Consider the following 12,686-nt stretch of genomic DNA (forward strand, 5'->3'; position numbering starts at 1 on the left):
TGTAAAAAGAATTTCGTAACTTTTAGACAATAAAAAAGCCTCCGAAGAGGCTTTTTTACTACACAGGATTAGTCACCTGTATAACCTTTTAACTTCAAACGTGCTGCATGAAGTAGCGGTTCGGTATAACCAGAAGGCTGTTCACCACCTTTGAATACCAGGTCATAAGCTGCCTGGTAAGCATAGCCATTGAATGCTGGAGCCATTGGCGTATAAAGCGGATCGTTTGCATTTTGCTCGTCCACAATTTTCGCCATACGCTTGAATACTTCTTCAACTTGCTCTTTGGTTACGATACCGTGACGTAACCAGTTTGCAACGTGTTGAGAAGAAATACGTAATGTTGCACGGTCTTCCATCAAGCCCACATCGTTGATATCGGGAACTTTAGAACAACCCACACCCAAGTCAACCCAACGAACCACATAACCCAAGATACCTTGAAGGTTATTTTCAAGTTCTTTGGTTTTCTCTTCTTCAGACCAGTTGGTATCTGTTGCCAAAGGCGGTGTTAACAAGTCATCTAATGATAACGGCTGAGTGTTCAACAATTCTTTTTGACGCTCAGACACGTTGCATTGATGGTAATGGATCGCGTGAATCACCGCACCAGATGGAGACGGTACCCATGCACAGCTTGCGCCCGCTTCCGGATGCTCAATCTTGGTTTTGTACATGTCGGCAAGCATATCCGGTTTTGGCCACATGCCTTTACCAATTTGCGCTTTACCACGTAAACCCGCTTGAAGACCGATCATCACGTTACGGTTTTCATATGCCGGGAACCAGATTTGTGACTTCACTTCACCTTTACGAACGAATGGACCAGCTTCCATGAAGGTATGGATTTCATCGCCTGTACGGTCCATGAAACCGGTATTAATGAAGATGGTACGGTCTTTCGCTTGCGCGATACAGTTTTTCAGGTTCACAGATGTACGGCGTTCTTCATCCATGATCCCGATTTTCAAGGTCTTCGCTGGTAAGCCAAGCGCCTGTTCAGCACGTTCAAACAGTTCAACTGCAAATGCAACTTCTTCTGGGCCGTGCATTTTTGGTTTCACGATATACATCGAACCTTTACGCGAGTTCTTGATCGTGTTTTCACCTTTGATGTCTGCAAAAGTCAGCAATGGCGTGATTAACGCATCCATGATGCCTTCGTAGATCTCTTGACCATCTACCAGGATCGCAGGGTTTGTCATTAAATGACCCACGTTACGAAGCAGCATGAGTGAACGGCCGTGAAGCGTCGTTTCACCACCAATCAGGTTTTTGTGGGTACGGTCCTGGTTCAATGTACGAGTCACGGTTTTACCGTTTTTCTCGATTGATTCAGACAGTGTACCTTTCATTAAGCCTAACCAGTTACGGTAGCCTTCAACTTTCTCTTCAGCGTCTACCGCTGCAATAGAGTCTTCCAAATCCTGAATGGTTGTTACAGCAGCTTCAAGCACGAGGTCTTTTACGCCAGCAGCGTCAGTTTGACCAATCGGGCTGCTTGCATCAATTTCAACAATAACGTGCAAGCCATTGTTTAGAAGTACGATTTCAGTTGGTGCAGCTTCATCACCATTGAAACCTACAAATTGAGCTTCTTTCGCTAAGGTAGTGGTTGAACCATCTTTTAGCGTCACAACCAATTTTTTGCCTTCAACCGCATATTTGGTTGCATCGGCATGTGAGCCATTTGCCAATGGGAAGGTTTCATTTAAGAAGTTTTTAGCAAATGCAATAACTTTTGCACCACGAACCGGGTTATAGCCCTTACCTTTTTCCGCGCCACCTTCTTCAGAGATTACGTCAAAACCGTAAAGCGCATCGTATAAAGAGCCCCAACGAGCGTTCGCAGCATTTAAGCAGTAACGTGCATTACGCACAGGAACCACTAATTGCGCACCAGCCAATAATGCGATTTCTTCATCTACATTTTCTGTGCTGATTTGGAAATCTTCTACTTCTGGTAATAAGTAGCCAATTTCTGTAAGGAAAGCTTTGTAAGCTTCGAGTTCAAATTTGTTGTTGCGGTGCCATTCATCAATTTTAGCTTGAAGGTCGTCACGCTTAGCCAATAGTGCTTTGTTCTTTGGGCTAAGATCGACAACGACTTGTTCAAAGTTTTTCCAGTATGTTTCGCTGTCCAAACCAGAACCTGGTAGTGCTTCATTTTCGATGAAATCGTAAAGTTCTTTAGCAATCGCTAACTTGCCTTTTTGAATACGTGCAGTCATTGTCTTTCCTGATATTGCTACTTTTTATAACAAGAGATTCTAGTATACCGATTTATACCTAGCTGAATAGTACTATCACATTCCTAAATAATGATCATTTTCTAATAAATGAATATAGACATCATTCAAAAAAATGAAGATCACCAATGCAACATTATTATTTGCCTGAATACCTTTTTATAGTTTATAAAGTTTTAAAAATGTCGAAATTAGACTTAAGTGCAGAATTTTGCTTTAAAACCACCCAAAAGCTGTATTTCTCATCGCTGTCGAGCAAAGATTAAGCCATGAATAGAACAAAATGTCGATAAAATACTCAAACTATTTATGTAAAAAAAGCGCCTGTTTAGGCGCTTGATCTTTAGCTGGCTTCCGAGGCCGACCCCTGTATTTGTCGATGTTCAGAATTCAGATATTCATCGGACTGCATTTCCAGTAAACGTGAACGCGTGCGTTCAATTTCAAAAGCAAGTTTCTCGCCCTGGTAAATATCAATAATACTGTCTTCCGAAGTCAACAGGAGTTTGACGCCACGATCGTAAAACTCATCTACCAGATAAATAAAACGGCGTGTGCCTTCCGACAGGTAATCGGTCAAATGCGGCACATTACTGACCAGTACCGTATTATAAATATTGGCGATTTCAATGAAGTCAGCCGGGCTACGCGGTTTTAAACACAGCTCCGAATATTCACACCACAACACATCTTCGGTATGACCAATGGTTTCCACAATACGGTTATTAATGATAATCGGTTCTTGTGACTGGGTCTGGGTCTGGGTTAAAGCGCTAAAACGCTGGGCAATCCAGAGCTTGTGATCATGCGTTAATGGATGTTTAAACAATTGTGCCTGCTTGAGCACACGCAAACGATAATCAACGCCAGCATCCACATTGAGAACCACGCAATGTTTTTTCACCATTTCAATGGTCGGGATAAAACGGTCACGATGGATTCCGTTCTTATACAAACCATCTGGCGCAATATTTGAGGTCGCCACCAAGGTAATGCCACGGGTAAGCAGCTTCTGGAATAACTCACTCAGAATCATGGCATCCGTGACATTGGAAACAAAGAATTCATCAAAACAGATCACCACCGCTTGCTGGTAAATCTGGTCTGCAACCTGATCCAGCGGATTACGTTGCCCTGACAACTTATTCAGCTCACGATGTACATGCTGCATGAAATGATGAAAATGCATGCGCATTTTACGGCGAAACGGAATTGATTCAAAAAACTGGTCCATTAACCAGGTTTTACCTCGCCCAACTCCACCCCACATGTATACGCCTTTTGGTGAAGTTTGACGACGGAAACGGCGAAACGCTTTTTTTGAAGCTTTAAAACGCTGAATCAACTCTTGCCAAACACGATCCAATTCATGTACAGCCTGCGCCTGTGCATCATCCGGCATGAACTGGCCAGACGCGATGGCCTGTGCATAACGCTCCGCAGGTGACAAAGGGATAAAGGCTGTACTGTGCTTAGAATTTAAATCTGACATATGATTGAATACTATTTTAGGCTATTGAAAGTATAGCGAAGATTGAGATGGAATATATAACACTTTGGCATTAACACACTTAGGCTATTTACTAAACTATTTAAAGTACTGCCGTGGACTGTGTCCAAACCAGCGCTTAAAGGCATGATTGAAAGCTGCAGGCTCCGAATACCCCAGTAATTCTGCAATCATTTCAATGGAATATTCTTTATATTCCATTAATCTTAATGCCTTGTCTTTAATCAATTGTTCACGTATCTGTTTATAACTGCTTTGCACCTGTTGCAATTGATGCCGCAATGTGCGCTCCGGAATTTGCAGGGCTTGTGCTGTTTCCGCCATGCTAGGCATTCCCCCTTCTTGTAGTTCCAGATAATCCTGTACACGCTGCACCAGAGCAGGTACGGACTCATCTCCCTTCAACCGCTCCAACTCAGCAATACATTTGCTTTCATAAAGATTAAAGGTCATTTTGTCTGCTGAAGGGATCTGCACATCTAACACGGCATCATCAAACCAGAATTCCGCAGACTCGGCAGCAAACTGCAATTCAGCACCATAGTACTCCTGATAAATATCTAAAGCCTGCTGATTTTCAGGCTGTGCAAATGGCAGCTCTATATGCATTCGGGGAATACTTAAGCCCATCATTTTGTACAGATCCTGAATAAATTTATAAGTTCCTGAAATTTCACATTGTGCTCGCAACAGTCCAAGTTTACTGTTTAAATCCTCAGGTGCGTAACACAAAGCCACCTTTTGTGCTTTATATTTTAGGCTTAATACGCCTGTTAAATGGGTTAATGCCTGATAGCGAATCCCCTGCTTTAAAGCAGTACGGATATTTTCACTGCTAACCAGCAACATCAGTAAAGGACCATAGCCGGCAAGTGCATAATGCTGGCCAATGAACAGACCTTTTTCTGGTGCCACATCCTGCCCAATGACTTTCAGCACATCCCATTCCAGACCCGGATGAATAATTGAGCTCGGATCCAATGCATCCGCGCGCAATCCAATACTTTGAAGTTTCGGATCAACATCAATCCCAGCTTTACGCATGCCTTGAATTAAATACATCAAGCCGAGAATTGAACGTTTCATAGCAGGATCACATCAAAATAACCTCTCAATTTTTACTATAATTTTTCATGCTTGCAAATTGCCGAAACTATCAATTTTTTTGTCATGGCTATCATGTCAGTGATCTCAGCCTTGCTATAACCTATAAAAAAATAGAAATCATAAGGCCAATAAAAATATGTATGCTCAAGCCCAGCCCCAGCCTATGCCAGTACAAACAAAGATTGCCATTATTGGTGCAGGTTTTGGCGGTTTGGCAATGGCTATACGTCTGCTACAAAGCAATATGCATGATTTTGTGATCCTGGAAAAAGCTGTTGATGCAGGCGGAACCTGGCGCGAAAACCAATATCCCGGTGCTGCCTGCGACGTCCAGTCCCATATGTATTCCCTTTCTTTTGCACCCAAAAGCGACTGGTCAAAACGTTATGCTGAAGCACCTGAAATCTTTAAATATATACAAGATTTAATGACCGATTATGATTTAGAAAAGTACTGCCAGTTCAATTGTGAAGTTTTGGCTGCTCAATACAATGAACAAAGTTGCGACTGGAAACTTAGCCTGAATAATGAGCAGACTTTGATTGCTCAATTCGTGGTTTTTGCATCCGGCCCTTTACATGTGCCACATATCCCACATGTCAAGGGCATTGAAAAGTTTCAGGGTAAAGTTTTTCATTCCTCACAATGGGATCATCAATACGACTTGACAGGCAAAAATGTTGCTTCCATTGGCACAGGTGGCAGTGCAATTCAATACATTCCAGAAATTGCAGCTCAAGTTAAGCAACTTTATGTGTTGCAGCGTACTGCGGCTTGGGTCATTCCCAGAGATGAACGCCGCTATTTCAATATTGAAAAGAAATTATTCAAAAAACTAGACTGGTTCAGAAAGCTGCATCGGGCACGCCTATATTGGTCAAACGAATCTCGTGTGGTTCCCATAGTTCAACCTGCAGTGATGAAATACACCCAAAAACTGGCAGAAGCATTTATCAAGTTTCAGGTCAAAGACAAAAATCTGGTTCAAAAACTGACACCCGATTACATTATGGGATGCAAACGTATTTTAGTATCCAACAAGTACTACCCCGCTTTTAACCGAGGCAATGTTGAACTGGTGACCGAGGCTATTCAGGAATTAACCGAAAGCAGCATCATTACCAAGGATGGCAAAGCGCGCGAGATTGATTGCTTAATTTATGGAACCGGCTTTATTACCGATCCACGGATTTATTTAAAATCCTTTCGTTGTACTGGCGAACATCGGCAGGAACTTAAAGATACCTGGAAAGACGGTGCAGAAAGTTACTATGGCATCAGCACCAAAGGCTTTCCGAATTTATTTCAGTTGCTGGGACCCAATACTGTTTTGGCACACAACTCCGTGATCTTTATGATTGAATCTCAGGTCAATTATATTCTGCAAATGATTGAACTGGTCAAAAACACTCAGAGTCATGCCATTGTGATCAAAGATCAGGCACAGGACCAGTTCAACCAGCGTGTACAAAAATGGATGGATGGCACAGTCTGGCAATCGGGTTGTGTGAGCTGGTATCAACAAGATGGTGGCAAAAACTTCGCCCTGTGGCCAACCTATACCTGGAAATACTGGCTACAGACCAAGAAGCTTAATCCTGCTGATTTTCGTCTGCTAAATAAAACAGCTGGAAGTCGTGCAGCCTAAATCATTAAGGCTCATAATAGGCAGGTATTTATTCGCTGCTTAATTCTTTATGCAATCCTTTTGGTTGATTTTCCAGTTACTCATTTGTTTGGCACTCGGATTTGTTTTGGCAAAACGTTTACCCTCGTGGCTAGAACATCTTGCTTTTAAGACGCTGCCCTATTTTACGTATATTCTGTTGATTGCGATTGCCATTGAGTTTACGCAAACATTGCATACGATTGCTCAGCCTTGGCAAATTCTGAATTATGCTGCTGTTTTGGCCCTACTTACCAGCATCGGTGCATTCCTCTGCTGTTATGTGCTATTCAAACTCTTGGGGTATCAACCCAGTCACGGCAAAGTATCCATAAACCTGGTCAGCAAATCCCTCATCAATATCAGCTATGCTTTTATTGCTCTGGCCTTCGGTTATGTACTGTCTGAATCTGTAACCAGCATGGGCTATACCTTACAGATCACTACTTGGAATTTATTGCTGGTATTCATGTTCTTGATTGGCCTGGATCTCGCCTATTCACCCTTAGACCGCTCCTGGTTGAACTGGAAAATTTTACTGGTACCGCTGGGCTGTATAGTCGGCTCACTACTGGGTGCTTTCGTTTCAGCGACATTGATTCAGGACATCAGCTTAAAAGATCTCATCATGCTGTCCCAAGGTTATGGCTTTTATTCCATGACCGGCATTGTGGTCACTGAACTCAAAAATGCCCATCTTGGCAGTATTGCACTGATGAATGACCTGTTCCGAGAAATTCTGGCGATTGTGTTGATGTATATGATTGGTTGGCGTTACCCACGTTCTGCAATTTCTTCTGCAGGCGCAACAGCAATGGATGTCACCTTGCCCATGGTCAAACAGGCCTGTGGCAATGATTTTATTCCCCATGCCATGGTCAGCGGTTTTATTTTGTCAGTCTTGGCACCTGTAGTGGTGAGTATATTAGCGGCGATTTAATTTTTCATATTTATCCCTCATCTAAGTAATGCTAATCAGTTAAGGAGTTGAGAAATAAACTCTTTAATTTTTTAGTAATTCATGGCGGAGTCGTACCGTTTTAAATCAAATCCTTGCAGCTCATTTGTTACTTTGGTTTCGCCCTAAGAAGCATTGCTTCGTAAGACCAAAGACATCTTGCGGAGCAATGCTCCTCACCGCAAAACTCATCAGCCACTATCAACTCGCAAATTTATCGCAGAAACAATCATTTTTTATGTAGTCCTGCCTCAAACAGTTGCGGATGACTTTTCCGCATATCAAATATAGTCATAAATTTAAAAAGAAAAAGCCATTCAATTTCTTAACTGACTGGCCTTACTAATCTAACTCCTTTCGCAAGAGGAGAAGGCTTGTCCATTTTTACAATAATGAGACGTTCTCTCTCCCTTTGGGAGATGAGGAGCACTGCTCCAACAAGGGAGAGGGTGTAAAGTTACAAGGTCGCCAAAATATCTTTCAGCATTTGACGCGGATTTTCCGACTTGGCAATTGGACGGCCAATCACCAAATGCGTAGAACCATCCAGCATAGCCTGTTTCGGCGTTACGATACGTTTTTGGTCATCTGCCGCAGAACCTTCTGGACGAATTCCCGGGGTCACTAAAGCAAATTCCCGGCCCAAAGTTTCACGCAGCATTTTGGCTTCCTGAGCAGAACAGACCACGCCATCCAGGCCACTTTCCTGAGTGAGTTTTGCAAGACGTTTTACTTGCTCAAATGGCTCAACATCCAGACCAATATCTTTTAAATCTTCACGCCCCATTGAAGTCAGCACAGTCACTGCAATCAACTGGGTATTATAATTACCCGCTTTCAAGCGCTCTACACAGGTTTCCATCATCTTGCGACCACCAGATGCATGCACATTCACCATCCAAACGCCTAAGTCCGCTGCAGCACATACCGCCTGAGCTGTAGTATTGGGAATATCATGAAACTTCAAGTCCAAGAAAACTTCAAAACCCTTGTCATGCAATGCTTTCACCACACTTGGGCCTTCATGCGTAAATAACTCTTTACCAACTTTCACCCGACATAATGCAGGGTCTAACTGCTCTGCAATCGTTAATGCGTCATATTGGCTTTTAGCATCCAGTGCAACAATGATACTCAAGAGACTTACCTTCGCTCAGACAAAAAAGAAAGCCTATTATAAAAGGTATTCCAAGCTTTAACAAAGTGATAAAAAATTAGTTAAGCGAAATTATTGCTTTGAATTTTCATGATGAGATTAACGTATATAGATAAAAAAACACCCTGAAGCATTTACCTTAGGGTGTTTTAAAATTGATTCAATCTTTCGGTTCAAGCTGGCTGGCTAAAACCTAAAAAATATCGCCAACATACAGAATTACAAGGGATTAGACGAACGATCATTCGGATGAATGTCTAAAACTGTTTTTTCATGTCTGCTATGGGCTGCTGCCTCAGCCGCCGCCAACTGTGCAGCCTGTATTTGTTCTTTTCGAAGATGCTCAATGTCCTTACGTAGACGCTTAATTTCCCAATGATTTTGAAATACCCGGAAAATTTGAACCCCTAACAACAAACCCAATACCACCCCTAATGCCAAGGTTAATAACAGCAATAAACCTAAACGCATTGCAGGTACCTGCGTAAACAGCAGATCAACCGAAAGTTCAGTACCGTTTTGTAGTACAAGCGCTAATGAATAGCCAAAAAGTACAATGAGTAATGCGACTAAAACGTAACGCATAAACACCCCATAAATTTTTTATTACTGTGCAGATTCGTTTACTGCATCACGTAATGCTTTACCAGGTTTAAAATGCGGAACCGCTTTTGCCGCCACCTCAACAGATCGACCTGTTTTAGGATTACGCCCCACACGTGGATCACGGTGATGCAAAGCGAAACTGCCAAAACCCCGAATTTCAATACGATTATCAGACGATAATGCAGCTATCATTTGATCAATCATAATCTTAACAGCTTCTTCAACCAAAGGCTCTGCCAAGTGTGGATTTTTTAGGGAAATTCGTTCTATTAAGTCAGACTTATTCAGTGCTTCCGTAGTCATCTGCGACCTCTTTAATTATCAAGCTACTTTGTAGATGAAACGATAATAACCTGTTTAAATACAAAACGGTAGCGTAATAAGTTAATACTACGCTACCGTTTACAGTATTTGTGTAAAAAGTATTAGTTAATTTACATTAACAATACATTTTCACCTCTACTTAGTTGCCCATTTGAGCTTTGATCAAATCACCAATAGTCTTAGGACCATTGTCTTGACCAGCCGCAGCTGTTTTCAAGTTAGCAACCGCTTCTTTCTCTTCAGCTTCGTCTTTCGCTTTGATAGACAAGTTGATAGAGCGAGATTTACGGTCTACATTGATGATTTTAGCTTCAACTTCTTGACCAACTTCAAGGAACTTAGTTGCATCTTCAACGCGGTCGCGGTTGATTTCAGATGCTTTAAGAGTCGCTTCAACTTCGTCAGCTAACTTAACAGTCGCGCCACGAGCGTCAACTGCAGTTACAGTACCTTTAACAAGCGCACCGCGTTCGTTAGCAGCCAAGAAATCGTTGAACGGATCGCTGTTCATTTGTTTGATACCAAGGCTGATACGGTTGCCTTCAGCATCTACAGACAGGATAACCGCTTCAACAGTGTCACCTTTCTTGTAACGACGAATCGCTTCTTCGCCTTGTTCGTTCCAAGAGATGTCAGACAAGTGAACTAAACCGTCGATACCACCTGGTAAACCGATGAAGATACCGAAGTCAGTGATTGACTTGATTGTACCTGAAACTTTTTCGCCTTTGTCGTGGTCTTTAGCAAACTCTTCCCATGGGTTAGCACGAGTTTGTTTGATACCCAAAGAAATACGACGACGTTCTTCGTCCACTTCAAGAACCATAACATCAACTTCGTCACCAATCTGAACAACTTTAGATGGGTGGATGTTTTTGTTAGTGTGGTCCATTTCTGAAACGTGTACTAAACCTTCAACGCCTTCAGCGATTTCAGCGAAGCAACCGTAGTCAGTCAGGTTAGTTACGCGTGCTTTAACGATAGAACCTTTAGGGTAACGGTTCATGATCGCTAACCATGGATCTTCGCCTAATTGTTTAAGGCCTAAAGATACGCGGTTACGTTCGCGGTCGAATTTAAGTACTTTAACAGTAACTTCTTGTCCAACTTCAACAACTTCTGAAGGGTGCTTGATGCGTTTCCAAGCCATGTCAGTGATGTGAAGAAGACCGTCGATACCACCAAGGTCAACGAACGCGCCGTAATCAGTAAGGTTCTTGATTGTACCTGTAACTGTTTGACCTTCTTCAAGCTGAGCAAGAAGAGCTTCACGGTCAGCTGAAGATTCAGCTTCCATAACAGCACGACGAGATACAACAACGTTGTTACGTTTAGCATCAAGTTTGATTACTTTGAATTCTAACTCTTTGCCTTCAAGGTGAGTTGTGTCACGGATAGGACGAGTGTCTACCAATGAACCTGGCAAGAACGCACGAACTGGACCGATGTCAACAGTGAAACCGCCTTTAACTTTACCAGAGATAACACCAGTAACGATTTCGCCGTCTTCAAAGATTTTTTCAAGTTTAGTCCAAGTTTCAGCACGTTTCGCTTTTTCACGTGATAAAACTGTTTGACCCATACCGTTGTCAAGAGCTTCAACAACAACGTCAACAGTATCGCCAACTTGAACTTCAAGTTCACGTTGGTCGTTTAAGAATTCAGCGCGGTCAACGATACCTTCTGATTTAAGGCCAGTGTCAACTGTTACCCAGTCAGAGTCGATGTTTACTACAACGCCTTGGATGACTGCACCCTTTTCAACGTTGAGGTTTAATTCGCTTTCTTCAAAGAGGGCTGCAAAAGATTCGGTCATGATATACCTGATAAAGTCAGCGGTCTTGGATCAGACAAGGCCGGTTTAATTAAGCTTCCACATAGTCCGTAATAAACTGATCAAGCTATGCTTTAGCTGAAAATTCTTTAATTGGCTAATTGCTGGTCAACAAAGGTGGTCATCAACTTGAATACTTCATCAATGCCCAATGTAGAACTATCGATAATATAAGCATCTGCTGCTGGCTTGAGTGGTGCGACGGTGCGCTCCATATCACGTTTGTCTCGAGCTTGTATATTAGCTAAAATGTCGTTTATTTTAACATCTAGCCCCATAGCCTGCAACTGCTTTACTCGTCGCTCCGCTCGGGATTCAGCCGATGCCGTCAGGTAAATCTTGGCTTGAGCTTCCGGAAAAATGGAGGTTGCCATATCCCTGCCATCTGCAACCAGTCCCGGAGCTTGTGCAAATGCACGTTGACGCTCCAATAGCGCTGCTCTAAGTTCTGGAACTACCGCAACTTTTGAAGCAAACTCTCCCACCCGTTCGGTACGGATGGTTTGAGTCACATCTTCACCATCGAGTTCGATTCGGGTACCCGATTCAGTCGTCACAAATTTTATGTCTAAATTTGTTGCAATTTTAACGCACTGCTCCAGTTCGGAATCCAGGCAATCAAGTAAATCCTGTTGATGTAATGACAGCCCGAGCAGACGATATAGAGCACCTGAATCAAGCAAATGAAATTGATAATGTGCTGCCAGTTTAGCCGCAAGTGTGCCTTTTCCAGAACCACTCGGCCCATCTATGGTAATAATTTGAACTGTCATTAATTTTCCACTTTACGCTATACAGTTTTAGCTAATTTTGAAAAACCTAGTTTAATCGCAGATTTAAGCTGTGCAAGGATTAATTTACTGATAAAAGGTGCACGTGCCTGCAATTCAATGGTATAGGTGACCAGGGTCTTGTCGGCAGCTTTGGCTTCGAACTCGATAATGCCCAAATGGTGTTTCACCAAAGGATTCTTCACAATCTGGTATTCGATACGCTGGTTCGGTTCCAGCAGGGTAATCTGTTCCCGTAAAGGCTTGATGGGACCAAAACCCATACGGCGTATCGAGCCCACCCCATCCGGACGCTCAGGATCACTGGAATCTTTAACCCGTTCGACCTGAATCGGTGCAAAAGCCACATTGTAGGTCGCATGCTTGGATAACAGATCAAAAACCTGATCGACGGGTGCGTTAAATTCTTTTTTTACTTGAATAGAATTCATGACTTATCCTGATTTTTATTGACAATACTCATTGTCATTATAGTTTACATGATT

The 12,686-nt window shown here is 42.6% G+C and carries 11 protein-coding genes; 2 read left to right on the plus strand and 9 right to left on the minus strand.

Going from position 1 to position 12,686, the window contains the following annotated elements:
- Window positions 1-68: 68 nt before the first annotated feature.
- From BLP85_RS01260 to BLP85_RS01270, 3 genes are all read right to left on the minus strand, one after another.
- Entirely contained in the window at window positions 69-2,231 is a 2,163-nt protein-coding gene (locus tag BLP85_RS01260; RefSeq protein ID WP_092818343.1) for a malate synthase G, read from the minus strand.
- 361 nt (window positions 2,232-2,592) lie between these two features.
- Entirely contained in the window at window positions 2,593-3,741 is a 1,149-nt protein-coding gene (gene zapE / locus BLP85_RS01265; RefSeq protein WP_092818344.1) for a cell division protein ZapE, read from the minus strand.
- A gap of 96 nt (window positions 3,742-3,837) precedes the next feature.
- A complete protein-coding gene (locus BLP85_RS01270) occupies window positions 3,838-4,845 on the minus strand; it encodes an AraC family transcriptional regulator (RefSeq protein WP_092818345.1) in 1,008 nt (335 codons plus the stop codon).
- Window positions 4,846-5,002: 157 nt separating this feature from the next.
- Between BLP85_RS01270 and BLP85_RS01275 the strand changes: the two genes are divergently transcribed.
- Window positions 5,003-6,514: a flavin-containing monooxygenase gene (locus BLP85_RS01275; RefSeq protein WP_092818346.1), complete on the plus strand. Its 1,512-nt coding sequence runs from the start codon at window positions 5,003-5,005 to the stop codon at window positions 6,512-6,514.
- A gap of 49 nt (window positions 6,515-6,563) precedes the next feature.
- On the plus strand, window positions 6,564-7,472 hold the full coding sequence (locus tag BLP85_RS01280; RefSeq protein ID WP_092818347.1) for a LysO family transporter: 909 nt from the start codon (window positions 6,564-6,566) through the stop codon (window positions 7,470-7,472).
- Window positions 7,473-7,947: 475 nt separating this feature from the next.
- Here the strand turns inward: BLP85_RS01280 and pyrF are convergent, their stop codons facing one another.
- The 6 genes from pyrF to BLP85_RS01310 all read right to left on the minus strand — a co-directional run bounded on the left by pyrF (window position 7,948) and on the right by BLP85_RS01310 (window position 12,632).
- Entirely contained in the window at window positions 7,948-8,628 is a 681-nt protein-coding gene (gene pyrF / locus BLP85_RS01285; RefSeq protein ID WP_092818348.1) for an orotidine-5'-phosphate decarboxylase, read from the minus strand.
- A gap of 237 nt (window positions 8,629-8,865) precedes the next feature.
- Window positions 8,866-9,231, minus strand: coding sequence for a lipopolysaccharide assembly protein LapA domain-containing protein (locus BLP85_RS01290; RefSeq protein ID WP_092818349.1), 366 nt, complete (start codon window positions 9,229-9,231; stop codon window positions 8,866-8,868).
- Between the two features lie 21 nt (window positions 9,232-9,252).
- On the minus strand, window positions 9,253-9,555 hold the full coding sequence (locus BLP85_RS01295; protein WP_086174991.1) for an integration host factor subunit beta: 303 nt from the start codon (window positions 9,553-9,555) through the stop codon (window positions 9,253-9,255).
- A 160-nt stretch (window positions 9,556-9,715) separates the two neighbouring features.
- Entirely contained in the window at window positions 9,716-11,392 is a 1,677-nt protein-coding gene (gene rpsA, locus BLP85_RS01300; RefSeq protein ID WP_086195468.1) for a 30S ribosomal protein S1, read from the minus strand.
- 107 nt (window positions 11,393-11,499) lie between these two features.
- A complete protein-coding gene (gene cmk / locus BLP85_RS01305; protein WP_092818350.1) occupies window positions 11,500-12,183 on the minus strand; it encodes a (d)CMP kinase in 684 nt (227 codons plus the stop codon).
- Between the two features lie 17 nt (window positions 12,184-12,200).
- Entirely contained in the window at window positions 12,201-12,632 is a 432-nt protein-coding gene (locus BLP85_RS01310; RefSeq protein WP_092818351.1) for an SRPBCC family protein, read from the minus strand.
- Between the last annotated feature and the right edge of the window lie 54 nt (window positions 12,633-12,686).

The sequence above is a fragment of the Acinetobacter kookii genome, assembly GCF_900096895.1.
Taxonomy (GTDB): domain Bacteria; phylum Pseudomonadota; class Gammaproteobacteria; order Pseudomonadales; family Moraxellaceae; genus Acinetobacter; species Acinetobacter kookii.

What these genes read in the sequence shown, in the direction of transcription:
- BLP85_RS01260 (WP_092818343.1), bottom strand. Translation starts at nt 2,231, where the DNA reads ATGACTGCACGTATTCAAAAAGGCAAGTTAGCGATTGCTAAAGAACTT.
- zapE (WP_092818344.1), bottom strand. Translation starts at nt 3,741, where the DNA reads ATGTCAGATTTAAATTCTAAGCACAGTACAGCCTTTATCCCTTTGTCA.
- BLP85_RS01270 (WP_092818345.1), bottom strand. Translation starts at nt 4,845, where the DNA reads ATGAAACGTTCAATTCTCGGCTTGATGTATTTAATTCAAGGCATGCGT.
- BLP85_RS01275 (WP_092818346.1), top strand. Translation starts at nt 5,003, where the DNA reads ATGTATGCTCAAGCCCAGCCCCAGCCTATGCCAGTACAAACAAAGATT.
- BLP85_RS01280 (WP_092818347.1), top strand. Translation starts at nt 6,564, where the DNA reads ATGCAATCCTTTTGGTTGATTTTCCAGTTACTCATTTGTTTGGCACTC.
- BLP85_RS01290 (WP_092818349.1), bottom strand. Translation starts at nt 9,231, where the DNA reads ATGCGTTACGTTTTAGTCGCATTACTCATTGTACTTTTTGGCTATTCA.
- BLP85_RS01295 (WP_086174991.1), bottom strand. Translation starts at nt 9,555, where the DNA reads ATGACTACGGAAGCACTGAATAAGTCTGACTTAATAGAACGAATTTCC.
- rpsA (WP_086195468.1), bottom strand. Translation starts at nt 11,392, where the DNA reads ATGACCGAATCTTTTGCAGCCCTCTTTGAAGAAAGCGAATTAAACCTC.
- cmk (WP_092818350.1), bottom strand. Translation starts at nt 12,183, where the DNA reads ATGACAGTTCAAATTATTACCATAGATGGGCCGAGTGGTTCTGGAAAA.
- BLP85_RS01310 (WP_092818351.1), bottom strand. Translation starts at nt 12,632, where the DNA reads ATGAATTCTATTCAAGTAAAAAAAGAATTTAACGCACCCGTCGATCAG.